Raw genomic sequence first — 23896 nt, 5'->3', positions numbered from 1 at the left:
AACACCGCTGAGGGGAGGGCACTTCTCCACGCCGGTCGGCTATCTCAGTTGTGGCGGAGCACGAGCAGATCCGCCTCCTTGGAGACGTCCCGACGCAGCAGGAGCGCGGGCAGTGACAGGAGGCGGCAGGGCACGGTGTATATCACGGACAAGATCACGCGACATGGTGCCGGACGGCCGAACCTGTTGTGCGCGAGCTCGCCCACGCCAGATCCGGGAGGAGCGCGAACTTCAGCCCTCAGGATTGCCCGGTCGGCGCCAGGCTAGTCGGCGGTTCCGGGCTCCACGACCCATTGGCAGCGCTGTCCGGTGAGGCTTGCGATCATGTCGTAGTCGGCGTCGTGGTGGAGCACGGTGGCGTCGTTGCGCTCGGCAGTGGCGGCGACGAGCAGGTCGGGGAGGGACAGGGTCCGGTGGAAGCCGCGTTCGATCGCTGCGCGCTGCACCTCAAGTGCGCGGTCGAAGACCCAGTCGTCACCGTAGAAGTAGTCGAAGCCGCGCAGCCATTCGGCCACGGCGGGGGCTTCGCTCTTGCCGCGGATGCTGTACATGAGCTCGTACTCGACGGCGGGGCAGATCGCCAGCAGGCCGCGCTCGTGGAGCGGGTCGAGGGCAGCGGCCACCAGCGGTCGGTGCCAGCGGGCGAGAGCAGACTTGTCGACCAGGAACGGGGCGTTCACTCAGGCAGCCTTCGCGTCCTTGGGGGAGTTGGGCACCTTCGTTTCCTCGACGATCTCGCTGAAGTCGAGATCGCCTGATTTGACAGCGTCGATGAACTGTTGCCGAAGGCGACGCTTGACGGCGTCCTCCACCGCGGCCCGTACGGCAGCGGCTTTGGTCTTCGTTCCGTAGATCTCCTTGGCCTGTGCGACCATCTCGTCATCGAGATCAATCATGGTTCGAGCCATCAGTGACTCCTCTCACTCATCGAAACGACACCAAATCTTAGCATGAAGTGGTGTCGTTTTCGGTTGGCGTGACGGTTGCTGGATCCCTGCTGGATCGAGTGGCGGGCCGCGGTATTCCTGCAGGTCATAGCGATGCCGTGGATGTTCCGCTTCAACGTTTAGTTTCACCCAGAAATGCCCCCTGGTCTGCGTTTTCGCAGGTCAGGGGGCGATTCGCTGCCCGGAGTCGTGTGTTGCGGCGGAACGTTCAAGTTCTGGGTTCGCGCGATGCGGCGCAGTGTCTGTGCAGGTCGGGGTGTGCCGATCGGTAGTTGAATCCGGGCGGGGTTTCCGGTTGCTTGAGTTTCTGCTGGTTCGGTCGGTATGACTGGAAGGCCAGGATGGGCCGGGTTGGCGGCGGCTTGGAGCCCCGCCGTTGCCCAGGCCCTTGCCGGAGGTGGCGGCGATGATCCCGGCGACGTGGGTGCCGTTGCCGTTGCCGTCGTCGGGCCGCATCTTGCCGTCGCCTGTCCACGACCGCGACCCTCGACGGTCATGAGGTGCTGGTCGAGGGGGTTCCAGCACGCGACGGCGGCGGCCTGGTCCTCGCGCAGCCTATGAGTTCCGTCGACGAGGCCACCGACCGGATGCGCGGCGGCCTGGTGCTCCCTCTCACTCTGGGACTGACCGGCTCGGCCGTGGCCGGTGCGCTGCTGGCCAGGCGTCTGCCCAGACCGCTCACCTCGGCAGCCGCCACCGCCACCGGCTGTCCGAGGGCGAGCGGGGACTCCGCGTCCCCACGGAGGGACCCGCCGAAGTGGCCGAACTGGCCGCCGCGCTCAACTCCCTCGACTCGGCGCTGGCCCACAGCGAGAACCGGCAGCGGGACTTCCTGATGTCCGTCTCCCACGAGATCCGCCCCCCGCTGACCGCCGCACGCGGATACGCCGAGGCACTGGCCGACGAGGTGATCACGGGAGACGAGGTTCCCGAGGCCGGTCACATCCTGCGCTCCGAGATCCGGCGGCTGGAGCGGTTCGTGGGCGATCTGCTCGCCCTGGCCCGCCTCGAAGCCGACGACTTCCGGCTGGACAACACCGAGGTCGACCTGAACGCACTGGTCGCCGAGGCCGCGACCGCCTGGTCGGCCCGCTGCGCCCGCCACGACGTCGACTTCCGCCTCGAACGCCCACGGCACCCCCTGCCGGTCACCACCGACGGCTTCCGGGTACGCCAGCTCATCGACGGCCTCGCCTAGAACGCCCTGCGTGTCACCCCGGCGGGCCGCCCCCTCGTACTGGCCCTGTACCAGGACGACCCCGGAGCCCGGTTGGAGGTCCGCGACGGCGGTCCCGGCCTCACCGAGGAGGACATGGCCATCGCCTTCGAGCGCGGCGCCCTCACTGACCGCTACAGCGGCATCCGGGCCGTCGGCAGCGGCCTCGGCCTGGCCATAGCCCATCGCCTGACCACCCGGCTCGGCGGCACGATCACCGCCCATGGGCCCGCCCCCGAAGGCGGCGCCTGCTTCACCGTCCGTCTGCCGCCCTGCCCCGACACCATCCCGCCGGAGGCCCAGACCGGCGCCCCCGACACGCCCCGAACACGACGCTGACCTTGCGCCTGCATGCCAGGTGGCGTGATCACCTGATCCCAACAGCGGGGGCGGCTCCACGGTCACCGTCTGCGCTGCTCCGGAAGGCCGAGACGGCGGCGCAGCCGCTTCGGACGCGCCACCGGTCGGCCGGACGCCGCAGGCCCTGCCCACTCGGAGGCGGGGCAGGGCCTGCGGGCAATCAGGACGTGCGGCAGGGCACGGACGTGATCACCTACGTTCTCGCCTCGTCCTTCGTCAGCAGCCACTCCTCGTGTACTGCGCCGAGCGGGATCTTCTTCTGGAAGATCGGCGTGCCGAAGATGGAGAGTTGGAGGTTCAGGGTTCCGGTGAGGTCGATGCCGCCGTACAGGGCCCAGGAGCCGGAGCCCGAACCGGTGCCGTCCGCAGAGCCCTCGGCCGACGCGTCGGCCGAGGCGCGGAGGTACGGGGCGACGTCGGCCGTGACGCCGACCGTGCCGTAGAGGCCGATCGTCGCCTCGGCTCCCATCGCGGCCTTGACGTCGCCGGCGGCGGTGACCGTCGTCTTCAGCGGCTCACCGGTCATGTGGGACTCGCTCACGCCTTGCCAGCCCTTGGCCCAGGTGAAGTTGCCGCCGACCTTGAAGTCGCCCTTGAGGTCCTGTTCGACGTCGACCGTCACGCGGCCGTCGGCGTCCACCTGGAAGTAGCAGACGAGGTCCAGGTTGACGACGATCGGGACCGGGCCGACCTGGATCACGGGGTCGGCGTGCAGTTCGGCGAAGGGGATACGGATCGGCTTGCCGTTGGTCGAGCCGGCCGCGCGGCCCTTCAGGGACCACTGGGAGGCCCAGTCGCCGGTCAGGCCCAGGAACGCGCCGCCGGGCGAGGAGCCCGAGGCGGATCCGGAACCGTCGTATGAGAAGGCGACCTCGGGGGCGAGCTGGACGAAGCCCTCGACGGACGCGGCGGCCGAGGCGGAGGCGCCCGGCGCGGTCTCCACTGAGGCGCCCACGTCGATGCGCAGGCTGCCCAGTGGGAGCTTCGCGCCCTCGGGGCCGAAGGTGAGGTCGCCGGTCTTCGCCCAGGAGACCTTCACGCCCTGGACGAGCGGGTCGACCTCCATGGTGGATGGGTCGACGGGGATCGTGCCGTCCGCCTCGCTCTCACCCAGGACCGAGTTGAGTTTGGCCGGCTCCGTCTCGACCGTGGTACCGCCGTCGGCCGCCGTCTCGACGACCTCCGTGACCTTGGCGAGTACGCCGTCGGGGGCGCCGGGGGCCGGGGCGCTGGCTATGACGTCGCCGACGGCGACGGCGGCCTTCGGCTTCGTGCCGGAGTCCTGCGAGGTGTCCGCGTCCCGCGAAGCGCCGGAGTTCGCGTCCGGGGTCGCGTCGGACTCCGTGCCCGGGTCCTCGGAGGCCGTCTCCGACGGGGGCGCCGACGGTTCGGCGTCCGAGGCGGACGACGGTGCGGAGATGACCGCCCGGCCGCTCTTCCTGTCGTACGACGCGACCTTGAGCGCGGACTTCTTGGCCTTGTCCTGGTCGACCGCGTTCGCGTCGGCCACGGCGGTGGGGGTGGCATCGCCGTCCGGGGCGGACACGACGGCGAGTTGTTCCTCGGCCGCCCCGGGCTCGGGGGTCTCGGCCGTCGTGGCGGCCGCCTTGTCGGCGGTGGAAGGGGAGTTGGTGGCGGAGCAGCCGGTGGTCAGCAGGGTCGCGACGGTGATTGCCGACAGTGCCGAAACCAGGGCATGTCTTCTGAGCTTGTGCACGCGTGAGTCCTCGGGAACGGTGACAGGGGGGTGCGCTTCAGGAGGGATGAAAGGGACGAGAAATGACCGGGAGCTGCCAAAGCGAGATGACACAGATCTCTCTGTCATCGATGCCAGAGAGTGATGACATCTGGCGGTGGAGGGTGTGCCGCGACGACACAGCTGTCCTCGGGACAGTGCGCACACGCCGGTTACCCCCCAGTAGCCGTGCATGAGCATGCCAGGCTTACGGGGGCTTCGCGGACCACTTCCCTCAGGTCCCGCCAGTGACGTGGGTCACATCGCCGTGGATCAACTACCGCCGCTTGTAGGGAAGTTGAGGAATTCGGCCATCGCCGCGTGCGGGCGATGAGGCTGGGCCAGGTGTACGCCGTGGCCCGCGTCCTCGACGACGGCGAGGTCGGTCCTGGTCGCGTGCGACCAGGGTGGGGCAAGGGGGGTGACCCACTGAGGGTTGTACGCGGTTTCGGCCAACTCCTCGATCATGGCGAGCGTCGTGGCGCGGTCGGCTCGGGGGTGCCAGCCGTCGGAGCGGCGTTCGAGGTTGCGGGATCAGCCGGCGTGACCGAAGAAGTCGGCTGCCCAAGAAAACGGACACCACCTCACGAACCGCACTCTGGGTGGGCATTTAGATATGACTTGCGGCGTTACGCCGCTGCATGAGTTTGAACGCCTTGGCCATGTCCTTCCGTGACGTGGCGTCGTATCGGGTCGAGCCCGCGATGTTCACGCTGAAGGGCCAGTAGCCGTAGTAGTGCACAGTGGCGATCAGGCGCTTGTCGTGCAGGGACTTGATGGTGGTGGCCAGGTGGTCGATCAGCACCATCGGCATCAGCTTCGCCTGGCGCTTCATGCGCTTCTCGCGGAGCCCACCGGTGGGCGATGCTGAGCTGGCTGAAGCGGCTGCCGGCCGGGTGTCGACACGCCTGCGGATCGCCCATGTGTACGCCACCAGAAGGGAGTTGTACGCTGCGAAGGTGGAGGGGGACACATATCGCTTTGGGGGGTACGAGCTGGACACGGCTCGTCATCAGCTCCGCCGGGCCGGCGAGCCGGTCCACGTCGAGCCCCGGGCCCTGGACCTGCTGTGCCACCTGGTCGAGCGCCGGGACCGGGTGGTGTCGAAGAACGAGCTGCTGGACGAGGTGTGGGGTGACCGCTTTGTCAGCGAGGCGGCCCTCACCACGGCGCTGCGGACCGTGCGGTTGGCCGTGGGCGACACCGGCAGCGAGCAGCGACTGATCCGCACGGTGCACCGGCGGGGATATCAGTTCGTGGCCCCGGTGACGGTGGTCGAGGCCGGTCCGCCCGCCGGGTCCGATCTGGGATCCGGCATTGAGGCGACAACAGCGGGTGGGTCGGATGGCACGGGACGTCAGACCATCCGATTCTGCCGGGCCGACGACGGCACCCGCATCGCCTATGCCACCGTCGGCTCAGGCCCGCCGTTACTCAAGGCGGCCAACTGGCTGACCCATCTCGACCTCGAGTGGATGAGCCCGGTGTGGTCGCACTGGCTGGGCGGTCTCGCCCGCAACCGCCAACTCATCCGCTACGACGAGCGGGGGTGCGGCCTCTCGGACTGGGCCGTTCCCAGCTTCACGTTCGACAACTGGGTCGACGACCTCGAGAGCGTGGTCGAGGCCGCGGGGCTCGATCGCTTCCCTCTGCTCGGGGTGTCCCAGGGTGGTGCGGTGGCGGTCGCCTATGCCGCGCGCCGTCCCGAGCGGGTCAGCCGGCTGATCCTCGCCGGGGCGTACGCCCGAGGACGGCAGGTGCGGGCGCAGGACGAGACCGAGCGCGAGGAGGCGGACCTCGACCTGGATCTGGCCCGGGTGGGGTGGATCCACCAGGACCCCAGCTTCCTGCGGGTCTTCGCCTCCCAGTTCCTGCCCGAGGGCACGCCGGGGGACTGGGAGGAGTTCAGCGACTTCCAGCGGCGGACGACCTCGCCGGCCAACGGGGTTCGCTTCCTGGAGGAGTTCGCCCGGATCGACGTGTCCGACATCGCTCACCGGGTGGAGTGTCCGACGTTGATCATTCATTCGCGTGACGACGGGCGGGTGCCGGCCTCGCAGGCCAGTGAGCTGGCCGCTCTCATTCCCGACAGCCGGCTGGTCCTGCTCAAGAGCCGTAATCACCTGCTCACCGCGTTCGAGCCGGCCTGGGACGAGTTCCTGTCCCACATCGACGCCTTCCTGGCCGAGTGACCTCAGCGGCCGACAACCGGCCGGCTGCCGGGTCCGGGTCAGGCCGTAGGCCGCCTGCGGGCCGAGGGCGCGGCGGGCATTTCGACCCCCGCTGGGGAGCGGCGGGCGGCCAGCAGCACCCGGAGGACCATGGCCGGGGTCATCAGTGACTCCGGTCGAGCCAGCAGGTTCTGCACCCGTAGAGTCTGGCGGGCCACCGGGATGGAGGTGTGACAGGCCCGGAGCACCTTGTCGAGGTAGCGGTTGACGAGGTCGATGCCGGTCGGCTCGGGCCCGCTGGTGCGCGGGTCGGCGAAGTCGGCCTCTGCTGCGATCTTCCACGGCACGTCGACCACCTTGGCGGCCCGCCGGTAGAAGTCACCCGCCAGGGCGGGTGAGGCGGGGCCGTGGCGTTCGACGGCCTGGCCCAGGGCCCGGGCCTGCAGGGCCGCCGACGACATTCCCTGCCAGTGGGCGGGGTTGAGGCTGCAGATGGCATCCCCCAGCACCACGAACCCCGGCGGGGTCCGCTCCAGCCGCTCCACGCGGCGGCGCCGGCTGGTGGGCATCCGATGGCTCAGGACCGGCGTGAAGGCATCGGCCCGGGCGAGGACGTCGGCGATCACGGGCGACGGCAGGGAGCGGGCGAAGTCCTCGTACTCGTCCGGCTCGGTCGGGGGCACATCACCGTGGAACGAGCCCACGGTGATGATCCACCGGTCGCCCTCCACCGGCACCATCGTGCCCATGCGGTGGCCGCGGGTCGGGTCGTCGACCACGAGGGCGAGGGTGCCGTCGAGATCGTCCGGTCGCCGCCGCACGATCCGCGTCCCGTAGGCCGTGTCGACGCGGACGGCCGAGACCTCGGGTGCCGGGAATCCCGCTTTGGCCAGCTGGTCGAGGAAACGGGTGTTGCGGCCGGAGCAGTCGACCACGAGGTCGGCCCGGTGTTCGGTTCCGTCGACCCGGACACCGGCCACTCGGCCGCCCTCCAGGATCAAGCGGTCCACCGCGGCCTCGTCGGTGAGGGACACGTTGGACCGTTGCCGCAAGAGCCGCTCGCGGACCGTGCTCTCCAGCAGGGGCCGGCTCATCGACATCGCGAGAAAGCCGAGGTCGGTCCGTACCCGGTAGGCGCCCGCCTGGTGCCACACCAGGTCCTTGGCGTCGAGAGGGACCGCACCTGCCTGCACCAGTTCGTCGACGAGACCCGGGAACCAGCCGTCCAGCAGTCGTTGGCCGCGGGCCAGCAGTACGTGGGCGTGACGTCCCTGGGGAACGCTCCTGCGCGTGACCGCGTCCTGCGGCAGGCGGTCCCGTTCCAGTACCGTCACCCGGTCGACATGGTCACTCAGGACCCGTGCGGTCACCAGACCCGCCATGCCCGCTCCGATGACTATGGCGGTGGTGCCGTTACGCTCCCTCATCTCTCATCCCTCTGGCTCGAACCCGGGCCAAGGCGGCCCCCGGCCTGTTCGATCATCGGGCCCGTCACCAGGCCGAACTTGGTGGAGATCTGAGGCTTTCCTGAGGAGGAGCTGAGGGCAGCCGGAAGCCGGCTGGTGGCGGGCCCGAGAGCCATCGTGAAGCGATCACGAGGCCGAGCCCCGGAGTGGTCAGCGCTTCCGGCGTGCGGCCGGAGTGAACGGGAGGCGATGTCGGCGACGTTCGCATGTACGCCGACAGGCGACGCGGTGTGTGGGCGGGTACCGGCATCGACGTGCACAGCCGTACAGCCGTCGGAACGGCCCGGTTCATTCACCGAACGGCAGCCACACCACCAGGCCGGGGCCCGAGCACGCCACCAGCTCCGGCGGCCGCGACGACCGGCCCGAGCCGACCTGGGGCGACCACCTGAACGCCTTGGACGGGAACCCGCTTCGCCGCTCCGGCGCGCCGGCTCTGAGGGCGGCGCCCTCAGCTCCCCCTCAGGGAAGCCTCAGACCTCCACCAAGTCCTGGCCTGGTGGCGGGCCCGATGCTTGAACGGTGCCGGGCCGAGGAGCAGTCGTACGGACATCGCCCCCAGTCCGGCCTTCACCTCAGACGCGAGACACAAGAGAGAAGGACAGACGATGCGACTCGACAACACCAGGACGTCCGGCCAGATGCGGACTCGGCGGGGGCTGGCGCTGCTGATCGCCACGGGAACCGGGCTGGGCTCCCTGCTGCTGGGAACGATTCCCGCGCACGCCAACGCCACCACCAAGCACGTCGCGTCGGACGGGCAGTCGGTCGAATTCAAGACGAGCGACAGCAGCAAGCGCGTGCGCGGCGACATCACGTTCACCGTGAAGGCGGACGGCAACTGGGAGATCGACGCGAAGGCGACCAACCCGCGCCCCGCGGGCCGCAACGTCCACTGGATCTGCGACCTGTCGTGGGACGCGTCGGACGTCAGGCACTCGACCGGGACGAAGTGGGTGCCCCGCAAGTCGAGCCGCACCCTCACCGCGGAGGCGTACGACCCCTTCATCCAGGCGGACTTCGCCACCATCGTCGCCCGCGGGACGGCCGACTGCGACATCGTCATCGGCTAGCCGGACCGAGCTCCGCGCTCTTCTCGAACCATTCGTGCAGGTCCACGGGCTCACGGACCCGGCAAGACCGTCGACAACCATGACGGGAAGGCCTTCCGACGTGAGGGAGCCCTGCCGGAAGACTGCTGAAGATCTTGTTGAAGGGCCGTCCGGAAGCCGGGCGGCCCTTCGCGCCATCCGTCAGCGCGCGATCTCAAGGACGCGCCAGTCCTCCACACGGGCGAGGACGTTACCGCAGGCGGCGCGATGGGTGCCCCCGACAGCCGCAGAGGGTTGGTGCACCCGCCCGTTGATGTCCCTGAGCGTCTTCTCCCGGAAGGCTTCGGCTTTGTCTCGTCCCCTGCGCGCGGCGCCGCCGTGGTACTCCTCCCGGCTGTCGAGCACGATCGCGGAGTACGACCGGCGAATTCCAAGCGCTGGGCCGCTCCACCGACCGTGCCCGCTGTCCACGCCTGCGGGGCGCGAACTCCACTTACCGGAGCGGGTATCGGTTGTTGGCGCACATGCGCTCGCAACCGGTTCGGAGACCGGTGCGCACCCTCCCGTCGTCGGACGCGTCCTGTCTGCCGGCTACTCGGAGAGGAAGTTGTCGAGGTGGGAGAGGAAGGTGGGCCAGGCCGGGTCGGCGGCGGTGAACAGGTGGTTGCGGCTTTCGAGGAGGATCAGCCGGCTGTCGGGGATGAGAGTGGCCAGTTCCAGGGCCTGTGCGACGGGGACTCGCGCGTCGTCGCGGGAGTGGATGATCAGCGTGGGACAGGTCACCTGGTGGGCGATGCCGGAGACGTCGATGCGGGTGAACTCTTCCAGGAAGCGGAGACCGTTGGCGGGCGAGGTCGTCTGGCGTTGGTAGGCGGCGAACGCGTCCCATTCCGCGGGTGTGGCGTCGGCGAGGAACTGGGAGGCGAAGAAGCGCAGGAAGCTGCTGTCCTGGGAGCGCCATCCGGCGCGGGCGATGTTCAGGTCGACCTGAGCGGCATCGCGCTCGGCGTCGTCGGCGGCTCGGATCTGCCGTCCGCGGGCGTAGGCCGCGGTGAGGACCAGCCGGCTGACCCGCTCGGGACGGCGCGCGGCATAGGCGACCGCCACCGCACCACCCTGGGACACCCCGATCAGGGGGAAGCGGTCGAGGCCGGCGGCATCGACCACGGAGTCGAGGTCGTCGACCAGGTCGTCGAGGGTGAAGCTGGGCACGGTCCATTCGGAGAGGCCGCAGCCCCGCTCGTCGTAGCGGATGAGCTGCCGGCCGCGGGTGAGACCGTCGAACCAGTGCGCCCACATCGGGGTGGTCCGGTCGAGGTCGAGGTGGGTCAGCCAGTTGGCGGTCTTCACCAACGGCGGGCCGTCGCCGGTGGTGGCGTAGGCGATGCGGGTGCCGTCGGCGGACCGGCAGAACCGGATGACCTCGCGGTCCGCCTCTGCCGCTGCCGTAACGGCGGGGACGGTGGGCAGAGTGGTGGAGGCCACCGTCACGCGCGCGACGAACTGATAGCCGCGCTCGCGCACCGTGCGAATGAACTGCTGTCGCGTGGCGTTGTCACCGATCGCGAGGCGGGCGGTGCGTAGCCAGGTGGTGAGCGCGGCCTCGCCGACCGGGCGTCCGCGCCCCACCGTGTGGAGAAGCTCCTCCTTGGGCACAACGCGGTCGCGGTGCTCGACGAGGTGGCAGAGCAGATCCACGGCTTGAGGTTCGGTAGGGACCGGCTGCCCGTCACGGCTGAGCCGACGGCGATCCGTGTCCAACTCGTACTGCCCGAAAGAGTAAACCGCGCCGCCCACAACTCTGACTGTATAGCGTTTGTTCGATTCTGCGGGCGTCGAACGTCCGATCACGATGGTTGCTCGGCCGAGTTGATCAGGCACTGCCGCCAGATCAGTGTGCCGGTGCGGTCGACTCGGCCGGCGGCCGGGAATCCAGGGACCCGGCTGCCGGGGGCCGCGACGACTCGTCAACGCGCCCCGGGCGCAGGGGCCACCTTCTGGCCAAGGGCCCGCATCCCGGCCGGACTTGTTCCGCGGAGGCTCTCCGCATGGCGCGGGCAGGGGCGGTCACCAGTCAGGGACGCGTCGGCTCGCCCTCCCGCAGCTGCCGCCGCAGGATCTTGCCGGAGGCCGCCTTCGGTATCGCCTCGATGAACTCGACCCGGCGGATCTTCTTGTACGGGGCGACCTGGCCCCCGACGTGGGCCATCACCTCGTCGACGGTGATCGACGCACCGGGCGCCAGCACCACGAACGCCTTGGGTACCTCGTTGTTCTCCTCGTCGTTGACGCCGATCACCGCCGCGTCGGCGATGTGGGGGTGACTGAGCAGGATCGCTTCGAGTTCGGCCGGTGCCACCTGGTAGCCCTTGTACTTGATGAGTTCCTTGACCCGGTCGACGATGAACCAGTTCCCGTTCTCGTCGACCCGACCGATGTCGCCGGTGTGCAGCCATCCGTCGGCGTCGACCGTCGCGTCGGTGTCCTCCGGGCGGCCGAAGTAGCCCTTCATCACCTGCGGTCCCTGGATCCACACTTCGCCCGGTTGGCCTGCCGCCACGTCCAGCCCGGTGACCGGGTCGACCAGGCGCGCCCGAGTCGACGGGAGCAGGTGCCCCACGCACGCGACGGGCTCGTCGAGGTTGCCGTCGGCATGGAGATGCGAGGCGGGGGACAGCTCGGTCATTCCGTACGCCTGCCCGATCTCCACGCCCAGCCGGTCGGCCACCGCCGCCTGCAGTCCGGCGTCGAGTGGCGCCGCGGCGCAGATGACGCGCCGCAGATGCGACAGGTCCAGGTTTCCGACCGCGGGGTGCTTGGCCAGCACCAGCATCACCGGCGGGGCGACGTAGGCGTGGGTGATCCGGTCGCGCTCCAGGCTGGTCAGGAACGCGTCGAGGTCGAACCGGGAGTGCACGTACACGGTCGCACCACGGTGCAGCGCGTTGTTGACCAGCGCGGTCAGCCCGAAGATGTGGAAGAAGGGCAGGATCGCGATGACGCGGTCGTTCTCGTCTATCCGATGCAGACCGTTCATCTGTTCGAGATTGGTGCACAGGTTGCGGTGGGTCAGCATCACGCCCTTGGGCACACCCGTCGTGCCGCTCGAATACGGCAGTACGGCGACATCCACGGCCGGATCGAGCTCGAACGTCGGCACGTCGCCGTCCCTCAGCAACCCCAGCACCGAACGGTGACCGTCCGCCGTGTCACAGACCAGGATCTCGATGTCCCGGCCGGTCTGCCGCCGGACCAGTTCGACCGCGGCCCGCGCGCTCTCGATCAGCGCGGACACACTCACCATCAGCCGTGCCTCGGCGTCGATCAACTGCTTGGCGATCTCAGCCGGCGTGGCCAGCGGCGACAGCGTGGTCACCGTCCCGCCCGCCGTGGTGGTGGCATAGAGGATCACGGGGAACAGGATCGTGTTCGGCGAGTGCAGCGCGACCACGTCCCCCTTGCCGATGCCCTCGGCGGCAAGGCCCGCCGCCAGTTGGCGGACCAGCGCGGCCAACTCCCCGTAGGTGAGTGTCCGTCCGCTGGACACGTCCACCATGGCCGGCCGCGTTGCGTGTCGTGCGGCCTCGCCGAGCACCCATTCATGGACGGGGCGATCGACGACGGCGACTTCCGGGTACTTGCTCTTGTAGATCATTGAATCTCCGCTTCTTGGTCTGCTGCATCGGTCGGAACAGCCGCTGGTCGCTGTCCGGGCGACCACTGGTTGGGGAGCCGAGCGGTCTGCCGGGGCCTGGTCGTGCGGGTTCGGTGGCATGTACAGACGGAGGTTTCCGAACCCGCGCGGACCCCGGGCCGGGGTGAGCCGGCCGGGGTCCACGGGCCGATCCGAGGGGCCGCGGAATCCGCGACGAGTGGGCGGCCCGGCCGCAGGTGGATGTGGGACGGTGACGGCCAGCCACACACCCAGCGGTCCGCCCCCTCGGAGTACGTATCGTCGGGGCCCCGGTGTCTGCTCGGCCATCCGGAACGTGCGTTCCGGGCCGAATCCGCAGGCTTCAGCCGGATCAACCTGCCCTCGGTGACAGGGAGTTCGCCATGGTAGCCGATCCAGGCCGAACAGCTGGTGAGCCGGGGACGGATACCGGCGCCGAAGACGATCAGGATGCCCGGGTGGCCCCGCGCTCCTCCACCACGCGGCGGCCGAGGGGGCACACCGGCAGGGCGTCGGCCGGTGTGCCCCCTCGGCCGCCGGGCGGGGTTACTGCGTGATCTCGGTGACGTCGGCCAGGATCTCGGGGGTCGATACCCAGTTCCTCCGCGGCCTTGATCGCCTCGTCGGAGACCTTGCGGACGACGGACACCTTGCCGCGGGCGGTCTCCGGGAAGGTGCGGCCCACGTAGGAACCGGAGTCGCCGGCGTTCAGCCTCAGGCTCGCGTTGGTGACCAGGGTGCCGTCACCGCGGACGGGGACCAGCTGGTGGGTGTCGGTCCACAGCGCGCCGGCATGGTTGGCGGGCACGTCGAACGTCACACTTACGCTCTTGTTCTCGAAGGCGGACACGCCATAGCGCGTGGTGTAGCCCAGCTCGACAGACGCGCTCACCGAGGTTTCCACGGAGACGCTCGCACCCACGCCGAAGGGCTTGGCCGATGCCTCCACGCCCGCCGTGACGCCGACGGTGATCCCGGTGCTGAGGGCGAACTCCTCCCACCTCTCCTTCGAGACGCCCTCCTCGACCGTCTCGGAGATCTGCCCGCCGCCGGCGCTCCGGAAGTCGACGTGGCGGATGAGGTCGTACTGGCGCTTGCGCTGGATCTTGTAGAAGGGGGAGTTCGCCACCTTCCACGCCTCGGTGCGCGCATCGTCCTTGACCATGAAGTAGGGCACGGTCACAGCCCGGTCGGTGACGATTGCCTGGGCCGGGGGCGCGTTGCAGGACTCCAGCCGCAGTTCAGGGGCGTAGTCGGCCTTGCCGACGACGGCGGGCAGGTCCAGCACCCAGGTCACGGCCGTCGGCCCGTGCGGCGTGTTGGGGCCGCAGCTGAACGTACCGGCGGGCAGGAACAGGTGCTCCTCGGTGTCGTCGAACGGATACAGCGGGGGCGTGATGGCCCAGAGACCCTTCCCGTTGTCGATCGTCCGAAGGGGAAGGCGTCCGAGTTCCGCGCGGCGTACGTAGGGGCGTCCGTTGTGCTCCTTCTTCACGCACACGATGCCCAGGGCGGAGGTGCCGGGCTTCTCCATCTGCCCGGCGGCGACCGCCGTCGCCACGTCTCCCAGAGCCACGTACCCGGCCGGCGGGACAGGACGCCACACCACGGTGTCAAGGAAGCCGGGGAGGGTGGGGATACGCCCCACCAACTGGAAGCCGGCGGGCGGCTTGAGCAGGTCCTGGTCGGCAGAGCGGTCCCTGACCAGGAGCTCGCCGTACTTGCCCTGCCGAATCGACACGACGAAGCCCCCGTAGACGCTTCCCAGTGTGCGCCATTTCCCGGTCCGGGAAGCGATTCCGGCATGTAACAAGCCGTTCCATTGGGTGGTGTATCCGATCTCCAGGTCTCCGTAGCGTTGAGTGATCACCTGATTGTCCCCCTGTGGGTCTTCCGGCAGGATTCCGTCACGTCTGTCAGGACCTTGCCGGCTCGGTCAGCGGTGTCCTGTCGGACCGGCGGCGCCGGCCCGCGCGAAACGGTTTGCCAGGACCGTCGCAGCGCGTGTGTTCCGATGGTCGGGCCTGCCGCCAGGCCACCGCTTGGTGGAACTCTGAGGCTTTTCTGAGGAGCAGCTGAGGGCAACCTCGGCCAACAGGTCGTGTCGGCGAAGAACATCAGCGGCTCGTGTCGGCGAGGGCCGTCCAGTCGCTGGTGCAGGGTGACTGTGGAATGGCATGAGCCCGGCGCCTTCGTCTGCTGGCAGGTCGTTACCGCTCAGGTCGACCATCAGTACTGTCGGTATCGGTTTCGGACATGGTCGTGCAGCCACGGTCGCGGCTGACCTGAATCGACAGCCGGGAAAGCCGGAATGCCGCTTCGGGCTGTGCCGGGGGAGCCCTGCCCCGCAGAGAAGCAATCCCGGACTGCCGTTCGCCGGCCCATGGCGGCGGCGGTCGCGACGGTGACCGTCGCCCCGGCCATGGACCCGGCGGTAACTCCGCGGGGCCGGTCAAGCCGGGGCGGGTCACGCGGTGTTCATGCAGGGCAACGAGCTCGACGGCAGCGCGGCCCATCTCTTCGGGCGCGGAAGGGATGGCGCCCGGAGCGCCGGCGGCCGCTACGTCACCGGCGGTAGAGGGTGTGACCAGGTCGACGCGCCTATCGACTCCTTCGCCTCCCAGTGTTGCAGCCCCGAGGTGTCGTCGCAGACGAGGGAGTACGTCCGCACCCGCATGCCGCTCCCGGACCAGGCCCAAGCTCTCCGCCTACCGGACGGGGCGCATCGTTCGCGCAAATTCCTCCCGCCCGAGTGCGAAGCAAACCACCTGCAATCGGGCTAACCAGACAACCCGTCACTTTGCCCAGGCCCTGCCGTGAGCTCACCAGGACCCCGTGAGCGGGAAGATCACAACGATGAGGAGTACAAACCAATCTTCTTCCTCGAAGAAATGGATCAGCTGGAGCGTGTGCTTCCACCACTGGTGTGCATGCTGGTCTCTTCACCCTGCCCGACCTGAGCGATGGATGGCGTGACGCGGTTGCACCAAACGGCGATCACGACATCGTGGCCCAGCGAGTCATCGACGTTGCGATGCAGGGCGAGATCGACGATTCGATCATCGCTGGGCCGGAAGGGACGGTCCGGATCCGGCATGCCGAGCAGCGGCCCCAATGCATCGATCGCCGGCTTCCAGAGCGTTGACCAGTTGCGTCCGGCGGACACCCGGAAGCAGAGCTGGACCTGCAGCGGCCCCTCCGGAGCCGGTTCCGGGTGCGCCGCCCGGCATGCCTGGTGGATGGCTTCTTTCCACGCGGCCGAGGTGGCGGACACGCTGGTGCGCACGGACAGTAGGGGCGGCACTGCGGCACGGTCCGGGCCCTGCCGCAGGGCCGGTCCGACGGCGATCGTGGAGGAGGCGTCATGGCGCTTGCGGGCGAAGACGGCGTCGAATCGCCCGGCCCCGAATCTGCGTGCCAGGGGAAACAGGTAGTTGTCGAGGTCGTGGCCGCCGCGAGTCAGCGCCACGTGGTCGGCGAGGCCGACATCGAGCGCCAAGGCCAGGTGGGTGGTGTCCTCGGCGAGGATGGGGCCGAACAGGGCCGCGACGGAGTCCAGGTAGCCGCGCAGACGCTGCTGGCTCGGGTGTGCGGTCGCGTCCCAGCTCTCCAGGACGGGCGGTTCCGACAGCTTGACGGGCGTGACAGCGGGGCGTGAGAACAGTGAGGACATGCGGTCCAGTCTCCTCGGCCGACGACCCTACCCAGAGGTCTGCGGAGCCTGCTGAGTCTCTGGACAGTTGTCTCCCATGCTTCGGGTTACCGGTGTTGTTGGAAGGCGACTGCGTCAGGGTTGTTGGTGAGCCACCAGTGGCACACGTTCCAGTGATTGTTCTTGCTCCCGGCGTCGTCGAACGTCACGACGGCCACGACCAGGCCACTGCAGTTGGGGCTCGGCGAAGTGTGCATGCTGCACGTGCGGTCGTTGTCGGGCGATGCCGCTTCGATGGCCGTGATGACGGACTTCATGGCGGGAGCGTACGGGCGCTGACGGTCACACTGCCAGGCGGGGAACCACGCCGCCGGGAGTGCGTATGGCGGAAGGGGTGTTCGCCCATGCCGCAGGTGACGGAGAGGCACCGGCCCGTCGAGGCCGCGGAGCGGTACATCCTGCCGAAGCAGAGCCTGCCGGTGGCCAGGACCGCGTTTTCGGCCGGGTCGCCCGCGAACGTGACCTGCCCCAAACCGGACCAGCGCCGGCAGGGGTTGGCTCCTCATCCCCTCAGCGTCCTTGAGGAGACAGGGCGAGGCCCATGACCGGCCGTGCTCACGAAGCGGGTTGCCCCATGGAACCTCGGAACGTTCGCAGCGGCGTCCGACGGAGTCTCGCCTAATGGAACCCGCCGGGTTGATCCTTGTCGAGGGCGGGGACGCTGTCGCCGGACGTGCTGCCGGTCTCCTCTGCGTGACTTCCGGTCGGAGGGGAGGTGGCGGACGTTCTCGCTGATTGTGCCCGTCGCAGCGGAGTGAGGGTTCGGGCCTGGTGCGGCAGTGAGTTCTGGAGCGGATGGAACGAGGCAGGCTCTGGGTGATGGACTCGGGAGGTGTATGGGCCCTGGCGGATGGTCTTGGCTGCAGGCTCAAGTCCCCGCCGGGGACCCGGAAGAGAGGGAAGTCTCGGTCAGCCACGGCGCAGTGCTCGTGATGTGGGCAGCAGCGGTGCCTCTGAATGGGGAGCGCCAGGCGGACACGCTTTTGGAAGGCAGAGAGTGCCGGCGCACGTGGTGGAGTTCCGCTTCAACGCTGAGTTTCGCGTCGAACTCGCCCTCTGATCTGCGTTTGTGCAGGTCAGGGGGCGATTCGCTGCCCGGATCCGTGCGTTGCGGCGGAACGTTCAGGGTCCGGGTTCGCGAGTTACGGCAAAGTGTTTGTGCAGGTCAGAGCGCTTCCCCGGGTAGTTGAAAGCTGGGCGGGGTTTCCCGTTGCTGGATCTCTGCTGGATCTCTGCTGGTTCGGTCGGTATGGCTGGAAGGCCAGGAGGGGCCGGGTTGGCGGCGGCTTGGAACCCCGCCGCCGTTGCCCAGGCCGGTCTGGCGGGTGCTCAGGTTCTGGCGGCGTCGGCATGCGTGGGGCCTCTGGGGGTGCCGCTGCTGGTTCGGCCGAGCACCGTGCTGCGCCGGCACCGCGACCTCACCGCGCGTCGGACGCCGCCGCCTCCCGTCCCAAGGGCCCGGGACGGCCGCCGCCGGTGCACTCGGTCCGGTGCCCTGGTGCTGCGCATGGCGCGGGAGAATCCCAGCTGGGAATATGCCCTACTGGCCTGCGACTTCTTGGAGACAGCCACCCTGTCTGGGGCGCGGCTGTATGTGTTGGCGGTGATCGAGCACACCGGTCGGCGGATCCAGGCACTGGGTGCCACCGGACATCCGACCGCATCCCAGCGACGGATGCGGGAAGCCGGTCACACAAGACCTCATACACCCCGCAGGTATGCTCCCGCGCGCGCAGCAGTTGCGGCCGCCTCGGCGGCCCGGTCTGCGGCGGCTTCGTCGAGGCTCTCGCCGGTGGTCAGCAGGCGGTAGTAGAGGGGGGCGGAGACGGCACGGATCACCTCGTGGGGGTCGGTGCCCTCAGGTACCTCCCCCCGGTCGATGGCCTGCTGGACGCAGGGTGCCCACTCCTTGACGCGGATGTCGTAGAAGCGGTGCAGGGCCTCGGCTGTCTTCGCCTCGCAGGTGGCGGCCGCGATCACCGCTTTGAACAGCGCTCCCTGCCGCGGGGCGGCCAAGGTGCGCTGCACGAGCCGGGCGTTGGCTTTGAGGTCGCCGAGCAGCGAGCCGGTCTCGGTACGCGGCAGTGACTGCTCGGCCATGTCTACCAGCAGGTCGGCCACCAGGCTGGTCACCGTTCCCCAGCGGCGGTAGACGGTCGTCTTGCCCACTTCGGCACGGCGCGCGATGTCGGCGAGGTCCAGGTGGGCAAATCCCTGCTCTGTCAGGGTGTCCCCGGTCGCCTGCAGCACTGCCGCCCGCACCCGCGCCGTGCGCCCTCCGGGGCGGACGGTCCCCGGCTCCGTACCCTCAACCCCCATAACGGTACTCCAGTTCCGTTAATTGCTCACGTCTGCTACGTTGAGAACCACTCTAACGGAACGGTAGACCCGTTAGTTGTCCCTCCGGTGAAAGAGGATCAGCATGGAATACAGGCGGCTGGGTGCGTCCGGACTCAAGGTCCCCGCACTGAGCTTCGGTGCCGGCACCTTCGGCGGCCGAGGACCGTTGTTCGGCGCTTGGGGCAACACCGATGCGCGAGAAGCGCGCCGCCTCGTGGACATCTGCCTCGACGCCGGGATCACGATGTTCGATACCGCTGATGTCTACTCCGGCGGTGCGTCCGAGGAGGTGCTGGGCGAAGCGATCAAGGGCCGCAGGGACCATGTGATCGTGTCTACCAAGACCAGCCTGCCGATGGGCGACGGCCCAGGCGATGCGGGCTCCTCCCGCTCGCGCCTGATCACCGCATGCGAAGACGCCCTGCGCCGGCTCGGCACCGACTACATCGACCTGTTCCAGCTGCACGCCTTCGACGCCGGCACGCCGATCGAGGAAGTCCTGTCCACACTCGACGATCTCGTACGAGCAGGGAAGGTCCGCTACCTCGGCATCTCCAACTTCTCCGGGTGGCAGGCGATGAAGTCCCTCTCGATCGCGGAGAGGTACGGCCACCCGCGCTACGCCGCACATCAGGTCTACTACTCCCTCATCGGCCGCGACTACGAATGGGAGCTGATGCCTCTCGGGCTCGATCAAGGGCTCGGTGCACTCGTCTGGAGCCCGCTCGGCTGGGGACGGCTCACCGGCAAAGTCCGCCGCGGCCAGCCGCTACCGGCCACCAGCCGACTGCACCACACCGCCGACTACGGTCCGCCGGTAGAGGACGAATACGTCTACCGCGTGGTCGACGCCCTCGACGAGATCGCACAGGAGACCGGCAAGAACATTCCGCAAATCGCCCTCAACTGGCTGCTGCAGCGGCCCACCGTCTCCTCCGTCATCATCGGCGCCCGCAACGAGGAGCAGCTCCGTCAGAACCTCGGCGCCGTCGACTGGACGCTCACCCCCGAGCAGATGGCGAAACTCAATGCAGCGAGTAGCGAGACAGCGCCCTACCCGTACTTCCCCTACCAGCGCCAAGAAGGCTTCGCTCGCCTCAACCCGCCAGTGAGTGACGCCGTGCGTATGCATGCTGCCTGACATCGGCATCAAGTAGCTGGAGTGCAGCCGCGCTTCCATGTCCGCCAACTCGGCCAGCTGAACCACGCAGACAGTGGCCACGAGACTTCACGCCGAGGAATACGCGGCAGCCGATTGCGCGAGGTCGTCAGTTTCATGGCCCGCGATCAGGGTGTCGAGGTGGGTCAACTGGCTTTCGTCGTCAAGGTCGTTGGCCTGCCACCACTGCCACCACTGCCACCGCCGGTCATCGGCGTCCGTCGAGCCGGAACCCTTCTACGTCCAACCGCTGTTCGAGCGCGTCGACATACAGGGCCGGCCAGTTGAACCACTGTCGACGGCTGCCGCATTTCCGGGGCGGGCGAGCGAGGTCGATGGACGCGAGCCGTACTCGGCCCTCGTAATGGCGGTCGAGGCGGGCACGGGTGTTGGCTCCGCTGGTTCAGCTTGCGGTCGAGCCTGGCCACCATGACGGCATGGTCGAGGTGTGCGGCGAGGCGGAGGACGAGCCCGAGCGTTCGGTGCAGCCATTTTCAGGGATGGACCAGTGGGTTCAGGGGACATGCTGGGTCGGCTTCGAGAAGCTGGCGCGCGGAGTCCCGTAGCAGATGGCGGCGGTGGAGAAATCCGGTCGACAGACGAGTGCGCGACGCACTGTGATGGCCCCGACTGCCCGCCGCACGGAGTGGGCCGACTCCAGGAGCTGCTCTTGGCAACCGCGAGGACTCCCGACGCCCGCCCCGCGATCGATGCCACGTTGGTCAGGCGCCTGGTCGATACGCAGTTCCCGCAGTGGGCCGGGCTCCCTCTGCAGCTGCTCGACCCGGCCGGCTCGGACCATGTGATCCACCGGCTGGGCGAGGAGCTGTCCGTCCGGCTGCCCCGCCATGCCGGCGCCATCGGGCAGGCCAGGAAGGAGTCCGAGTGGCTGCCCCGGCTCGCCCCGCACCTGCCCCTGGCCGTCCCGGTCCCGGTGGCGGTGGGGGAACCCGACTTCGGCTACCCGTGGCCATGGGCGGTCTCCCGTTGGCTGGACGGCGAGGTGGCGACCGTCGAGGCACTGGCCGACTCGTACGAGGCTGCCGTCGAACTGGCCGGGTTCCTGACCGCCCTCCAACGGTTCGCACCCGAGGAGATCCCGGCCGAGGGTGCCCGCGAGGATCTCACCGTCCGGCCGCTGGTCGCACGGGACCGGGCGACGCGGGCCGCCATCGCGGAGGTCGACGGCACGTTCGACACCGCGGCCATGACCGAACTGTGGGACGCGGCGATCAGCGCCCCCGCATGGGATCGCCCTCCGGTCTGGTTCCACGGCGACTTCCACACCGGCAACCTGCTGACCGCGGGCGGCCGTCTCAGCGCGGTCATCGACTTCGGCGGGCTCGGCATCGGCGACCCGGCCTGCGACCTGACCATCGCCTTCACCCTGATGTCGGCCGGGCCCCGGGCAGCCTTCCGCGCCGCGCTCGGCGTGGACGACGCCACCTGGGCCCGAGGTCGCGGCTGGGCCTTGGCCACGGCCCTGAACGCCCACCTTTCCTACGCTGCTGTCAACCCCCGGGTCGCCGCGCAGACCACCCGCCAGATCACCGAGGCTCTCATCGGCCAATAGCGTTCCACCAGCAGGCAGCCCAACCAGGGCAGCAGTAACGAGATCGAGAGAGGAAAACGGCATGAAGTACACCAGGCTGGGCTTGACAGGGCTGAAGGTCTCGCGGGTCTGTCTCGGCATGATGAGCTACGGCGATCCCGCCCAGCGCGCGTGGTTCCTGGACGAGGAGGCGGCCGAGCCCATCGTGCGTCGGGCCGCGGAGGCCGGGGTGACGTTCTTCGACACCGCGGACATGTACTCGCGCGGCGTGAGCGAGGAGATCACCGGGCGGCTGCTCGACAAGCTCTTCCCCCACCGTGACGACTACGTGCTCGCCACGAAGATCTACTTCCCGATGGGCTCCGGACCCAACGACAGCGGCCTGTCGCGCAAGCACATCCTGTCCGGCATCGATGCCTCGCTGCGGCGGCTGGGGACCGACCACGTGGATCTGTACCAGATCCACCGGTGGGACTACGAGACGCCGATCGAGGAGACCATGGAGGCGCTGCACGACGTGGTGCGCTCCGGCAAGGCCCGCTACATCGGCGCGTCCAGCATGTTCGCCTGGCAGTTCGCCAAGGCCCAGCACGTCGCGGAGACGCACGGCTGGACGAAGTTCGTGTCGATGCAGAACCACTACAACCTGGCCTACCGCGAGGAGGAGCGCGAGATGATCCCGCTCTGCCTCGACCAGCAAGTGGGCTGCATCCCGTGGAGCCCGCTGGCGCGCGGACTGCTCGCCGGTTCCCGCGAACGCGGCGGCAAGCAGCTCACGGTCCGCTCGGGCAGCGACCAGTACGCCGAGGAACTGTACGGGGACGCCGACTTCGACGTGGTCGACGCGGTGCGCGAGCTCGCCGCTGAGCGGGGGCTGCCGCCCGCGCAGATCGCCCTGGCGTGGCTGCTCGGCAAGCCTGCGATCAGCGCACCGGTCGTGGGCGCGACCAAGCTGAACCATCTGGACGACGCGGTCGCGGCGGTGGAGGTGTCTCTGAGCGAGGAGGAGATCGCCCGCCTGGAGACCCCGTACCAGCCCCACCGAGTCCTCGGCCACTCCTGACGTGACCGCCCGTCGGCATCGGTAACGGCTCTCCTGGACCGTTGGCGGCCAGGGCCTGTCTGAGCGTCACAGTTGGCTGTGACCGTCCACGAACATCAGGGCGAGACGCCGTGGCAGAGCATCGAACGGGCCATCAACCGGCTCAATCAGCACCGAGCCGTGGCCACCCTGGCTCCGCTCGTGAGCACCAAGATCAGTCCTTCAACCGTCCTCCGGCAGGTGGAAGTAGACGGTCCCCGACCGCCAGGGGCCATGTGCGGTCGTCTCCGATTCGATCACTACGTCCTGGATCTCAACAGGGCCCAACACCTCGATGGCATCGGCCAGCCGCCGCAAGAGGGCCGGAACGCTGTCGCAGCCCGGGCCAGCGGGGTTGGCCTGCGAGAAATGGCGCACGGTCCAATGCTTTGGAGTATCGATCATGGGCTGATCGTAAGACCTGTCGTGGTCAGCAGACCGACCGCTGGGGCCGGGCGACTCACATCCCGGGGCGGCCGAGACTTTGATCGACCGGACAAGTCCTGGCGACCGGCCCACCGTGGAGGGACTGATGGGGAGAGGCGGGGATGAAAGCGTCCTTCGCCAGTGGTGAACCTCGCGACGGTCCCCGTTGTGGGCGGGAGTGAAGACCTCTGAACGCCGAGGCGGGGCCGCGTACCGGTCTTGAGATGTCCGTCGGGCGACGGATCTCTCGGTGTCGAGTTTGGCCGCGCGTGGCCACCCCGGCCGGACGTTCCGCTCCCGCTGCTGGATCCCCGCTGGATCATGTTCCGAAAACGGCGGCCTTTGCAGGTCATTGCGCCGCTGACAATATTCCGCTTCAACGTTTGGTTTCGCGTCGAACTCGCCCTCTGATCTGCGTTTGTGCAGGTCAGAGGGCGATTCGCTGCCCGGATCCGCGCGTTGCTGCGGAACGTTCAAGGTCTGGGTTCGCGCGATGCGGCGCAGTGTTTGTGCAGGTCAGGGTATGCCGTTCGGTAGTTGAATCCGGGCGGGGTTTCCGGTTGCTGGGTTTTTGCTGGTTCGGTCGGCGTGGCTGGAGGGCTTGGAGGGGCCGGGTGAGCGCGGTGTAGAGGGCGGTCGCGGGGCGACCATGGCGATAGCGAGGGTCTTGGCGCCGATGAGGGTGGACTGTCGGTGTCCGGCGAAGACGAGCAGCCGGTCGCGTGCAGCTTGAAGTCCAGCACCTCACCTGCGGCAAGTGTGTCCATCACCGGATACCAGACGGGCGCGAACAGTACGAGCAGCAGACCGGCGAGCCGGTTGCGGGTCTGCTCGCGCACCGAGAAGGCGAGGTGGAGGAGTTCGTGCCGGTTCGTGTTCTTCGGTACCCAGGTGCCGCCTCGGGCTTCCTCCAGGGGACTTCGCATCATCGAGCGATCGCCCATGATGGGCATACCGCCCAGGGTCGGGAGCTCCCCCGTGCTCCTGGAGACGCCGAGGCGACCGG

Annotated in this window: 22 protein-coding genes; 7 read left to right on the top strand and 15 right to left on the bottom strand. The window is 68.8% G+C overall.

The features are described from left to right. Positions 1 to 263 precede the first annotated feature (263 nt). Together G6048_RS10325 and G6048_RS10320 are read right to left on the bottom strand one after the other, a co-directional pair. Positions 264 to 680, bottom strand: a complete 417-nt coding sequence (locus tag G6048_RS10325) for a PIN domain nuclease (RefSeq protein ID WP_165339175.1) — start codon at positions 678 to 680, stop codon at positions 264 to 266. Beyond that, a complete protein-coding gene (locus G6048_RS10320) occupies positions 681 to 908 on the bottom strand; it encodes a type II toxin-antitoxin system VapB family antitoxin (RefSeq protein WP_165339174.1) in 228 nt (75 codons plus the stop codon). It abuts the gene before it with no gap. 796 nt (positions 909 to 1704) lie between these two features. Between G6048_RS10320 and G6048_RS48620 the strand changes: the two genes are divergently transcribed. Both G6048_RS48620 and G6048_RS48615 read left to right on the top strand, forming a co-directional pair. Continuing rightward, positions 1705 to 2145 (top strand): histidine kinase dimerization/phospho-acceptor domain-containing protein, encoded by a 441-nt coding sequence (locus G6048_RS48620; RefSeq protein ID WP_206341419.1) that lies wholly within the window; start codon positions 1705 to 1707, stop codon positions 2143 to 2145. 6 nt (positions 2146 to 2151) lie between these two features. Then, positions 2152 to 2502 carry a sensor histidine kinase gene (locus G6048_RS48615; RefSeq protein WP_328825734.1) on the top strand — a complete coding sequence of 117 codons (351 nt, stop codon included), beginning with the start codon at positions 2152 to 2154 and terminating at the stop codon, positions 2500 to 2502. Between the two features lie 214 nt (positions 2503 to 2716). On the opposite strand, the gene G6048_RS10310 is transcribed toward G6048_RS48615, so the two are convergent. The 3 genes from G6048_RS10310 to G6048_RS10300 all read right to left on the bottom strand — a co-directional run bounded on the left by G6048_RS10310 (position 2717) and on the right by G6048_RS10300 (position 5093). Next, complete coding sequence (locus G6048_RS10310; RefSeq protein ID WP_165339173.1) at positions 2717 to 4240, bottom strand: hypothetical protein; 1524 nt, start codon at positions 4238 to 4240, stop codon at positions 2717 to 2719. Between the two features lie 291 nt (positions 4241 to 4531). Continuing rightward, complete coding sequence (locus G6048_RS10305) at positions 4532 to 4726, bottom strand: hypothetical protein (protein WP_165339172.1); 195 nt, start codon at positions 4724 to 4726, stop codon at positions 4532 to 4534. A gap of 142 nt (positions 4727 to 4868) precedes the next feature. Continuing rightward, a complete protein-coding gene (locus tag G6048_RS10300) occupies positions 4869 to 5093 on the bottom strand; it encodes a hypothetical protein (RefSeq protein ID WP_165339157.1) in 225 nt (74 codons plus the stop codon). Between the two features lie 22 nt (positions 5094 to 5115). Here G6048_RS10300 and G6048_RS10295 point away from each other — a divergent pair, with 22 nt between their 5' ends. After that, positions 5116 to 6450 carry an alpha/beta fold hydrolase gene (locus G6048_RS10295; protein WP_328825731.1) on the top strand — a complete coding sequence of 445 codons (1335 nt, stop codon included), beginning with the start codon at positions 5116 to 5118 and terminating at the stop codon, positions 6448 to 6450. Between the two features lie 38 nt (positions 6451 to 6488). Here G6048_RS10295 and G6048_RS10290 read toward each other — a convergent pair whose 3' ends face one another. Continuing rightward, entirely contained in the window at positions 6489 to 7856 is a 1368-nt protein-coding gene (locus tag G6048_RS10290; RefSeq protein ID WP_165339170.1) for an FAD-dependent monooxygenase, read from the bottom strand. A gap of 647 nt (positions 7857 to 8503) precedes the next feature. Between G6048_RS10290 and G6048_RS10285 the strand changes: the two genes are divergently transcribed. Further along, complete coding sequence (locus G6048_RS10285; RefSeq protein WP_165339169.1) at positions 8504 to 8968, top strand: hypothetical protein; 465 nt, start codon at positions 8504 to 8506, stop codon at positions 8966 to 8968. A gap of 180 nt (positions 8969 to 9148) precedes the next feature. Here G6048_RS10285 and G6048_RS10280 read toward each other — a convergent pair whose 3' ends face one another. The 7 genes from G6048_RS10280 to G6048_RS10250 all read right to left on the bottom strand — a co-directional run bounded on the left by G6048_RS10280 (position 9149) and on the right by G6048_RS10250 (position 18651). Beyond that, positions 9149 to 9352, bottom strand: a complete 204-nt coding sequence (locus G6048_RS10280; protein ID WP_165339168.1) for a hypothetical protein — start codon at positions 9350 to 9352, stop codon at positions 9149 to 9151. A 186-nt stretch (positions 9353 to 9538) separates the two neighbouring features. Next, complete coding sequence (locus tag G6048_RS10275) at positions 9539 to 10744, bottom strand: alpha/beta fold hydrolase (RefSeq protein ID WP_165339167.1); 1206 nt, start codon at positions 10742 to 10744, stop codon at positions 9539 to 9541. Between the two features lie 277 nt (positions 10745 to 11021). Next, positions 11022 to 12602, bottom strand: coding sequence for an AMP-binding protein (locus G6048_RS10270; RefSeq protein WP_165339166.1), 1581 nt, complete (start codon positions 12600 to 12602; stop codon positions 11022 to 11024). Positions 12603 to 13065: 463 nt separating this feature from the next. Then, complete coding sequence (locus G6048_RS49375) at positions 13066 to 14490, bottom strand: hypothetical protein (RefSeq protein WP_165339165.1); 1425 nt, start codon at positions 14488 to 14490, stop codon at positions 13066 to 13068. Positions 14491 to 15516: 1026 nt separating this feature from the next. After that, on the bottom strand, positions 15517 to 16293 hold the full coding sequence (locus G6048_RS10260) for a hypothetical protein (protein ID WP_165339164.1): 777 nt from the start codon (positions 16291 to 16293) through the stop codon (positions 15517 to 15519). An 86-nt stretch (positions 16294 to 16379) separates the two neighbouring features. Then, the gene (locus G6048_RS10255; protein ID WP_165339163.1) at positions 16380 to 16589 is read right to left on the bottom strand and encodes a hypothetical protein; all 210 of its coding nucleotides are present in this window, start codon (positions 16587 to 16589) and stop codon (positions 16380 to 16382) included. 1444 nt (positions 16590 to 18033) lie between these two features. Next, positions 18034 to 18651, bottom strand: a complete 618-nt coding sequence (locus G6048_RS10250) for a TetR/AcrR family transcriptional regulator (RefSeq protein WP_165339162.1) — start codon at positions 18649 to 18651, stop codon at positions 18034 to 18036. 103 nt (positions 18652 to 18754) lie between these two features. On the opposite strand from G6048_RS10250, the gene G6048_RS10245 reads away from it, so the two are divergent. The 3 genes from G6048_RS10245 to G6048_RS10235 all read left to right on the top strand — a co-directional run bounded on the left by G6048_RS10245 (position 18755) and on the right by G6048_RS10235 (position 22446). Then, positions 18755 to 19813, top strand: coding sequence for an aldo/keto reductase (locus tag G6048_RS10245; protein ID WP_165339161.1), 1059 nt, complete (start codon positions 18755 to 18757; stop codon positions 19811 to 19813). Between the two features lie 688 nt (positions 19814 to 20501). Beyond that, complete coding sequence (locus G6048_RS10240) at positions 20502 to 21404, top strand: aminoglycoside phosphotransferase family protein (protein ID WP_165339160.1); 903 nt, start codon at positions 20502 to 20504, stop codon at positions 21402 to 21404. A 61-nt stretch (positions 21405 to 21465) separates the two neighbouring features. Then, positions 21466 to 22446, top strand: a complete 981-nt coding sequence (locus G6048_RS10235; RefSeq protein WP_165339159.1) for an aldo/keto reductase — start codon at positions 21466 to 21468, stop codon at positions 22444 to 22446. Between the two features lie 201 nt (positions 22447 to 22647). Here G6048_RS10235 and G6048_RS10230 read toward each other — a convergent pair whose 3' ends face one another. Together G6048_RS10230 and G6048_RS49365 are read right to left on the bottom strand one after the other, a co-directional pair. Further along, complete coding sequence (locus G6048_RS10230) at positions 22648 to 22869, bottom strand: hypothetical protein (protein ID WP_165339158.1); 222 nt, start codon at positions 22867 to 22869, stop codon at positions 22648 to 22650. Between the two features lie 494 nt (positions 22870 to 23363). After that, positions 23364 to 23843: a hypothetical protein gene (locus G6048_RS49365; protein WP_235989579.1), complete on the bottom strand. Its 480-nt coding sequence runs from the start codon at positions 23841 to 23843 to the stop codon at positions 23364 to 23366. Between the last annotated feature and the right edge of the window lie 53 nt (positions 23844 to 23896).

The organism is Streptomyces ureilyticus, from assembly GCF_011045025.1.
Taxonomy (GTDB): domain Bacteria; phylum Actinomycetota; class Actinomycetes; order Streptomycetales; family Streptomycetaceae; genus Streptomyces; species Streptomyces ureilyticus.
Note: the sequence above shows the minus strand (reverse complement) of the source record. Positions and strands in the feature narration are given on the sequence as shown.

Coding starts and splice junctions, on each gene's coding strand:
- G6048_RS10270 (WP_165339166.1), bottom strand. CDS start 12,602: ATGATCTACAAGAGCAAGTACCCGGAAGTCGCCGTCGTCGATCGCCCC.
- G6048_RS10305 (WP_165339172.1), bottom strand. CDS start 4,726: ATGATCGAGGAGTTGGCCGAAACCGCGTACAACCCTCAGTGGGTCACC.
- G6048_RS10300 (WP_165339157.1), bottom strand. CDS start 5,093: ATGAAGCGCCAGGCGAAGCTGATGCCGATGGTGCTGATCGACCACCTG.
- G6048_RS10320 (WP_165339174.1), bottom strand. CDS start 908: ATGGCTCGAACCATGATTGATCTCGATGACGAGATGGTCGCACAGGCC.
- G6048_RS10245 (WP_165339161.1), top strand. CDS start 18,755: ATGGAATACAGGCGGCTGGGTGCGTCCGGACTCAAGGTCCCCGCACTG.
- G6048_RS49365 (WP_235989579.1), bottom strand. CDS start 23,843: ATGCCCATCATGGGCGATCGCTCGATGATGCGAAGTCCCCTGGAGGAA.
- G6048_RS10235 (WP_165339159.1), top strand. CDS start 21,466: ATGAAGTACACCAGGCTGGGCTTGACAGGGCTGAAGGTCTCGCGGGTC.
- G6048_RS10250 (WP_165339162.1), bottom strand. CDS start 18,651: ATGGGGGTTGAGGGTACGGAGCCGGGGACCGTCCGCCCCGGAGGGCGC.
- G6048_RS10260 (WP_165339164.1), bottom strand. CDS start 16,293: ATGTCCTCACTGTTCTCACGCCCCGCTGTCACGCCCGTCAAGCTGTCG.
- G6048_RS10255 (WP_165339163.1), bottom strand. CDS start 16,589: ATGAAGTCCGTCATCACGGCCATCGAAGCGGCATCGCCCGACAACGAC.
- G6048_RS10230 (WP_165339158.1), bottom strand. CDS start 22,869: ATGATCGATACTCCAAAGCATTGGACCGTGCGCCATTTCTCGCAGGCC.
- G6048_RS10290 (WP_165339170.1), bottom strand. CDS start 7,856: ATGAGGGAGCGTAACGGCACCACCGCCATAGTCATCGGAGCGGGCATG.
- G6048_RS10285 (WP_165339169.1), top strand. CDS start 8,504: ATGCGACTCGACAACACCAGGACGTCCGGCCAGATGCGGACTCGGCGG.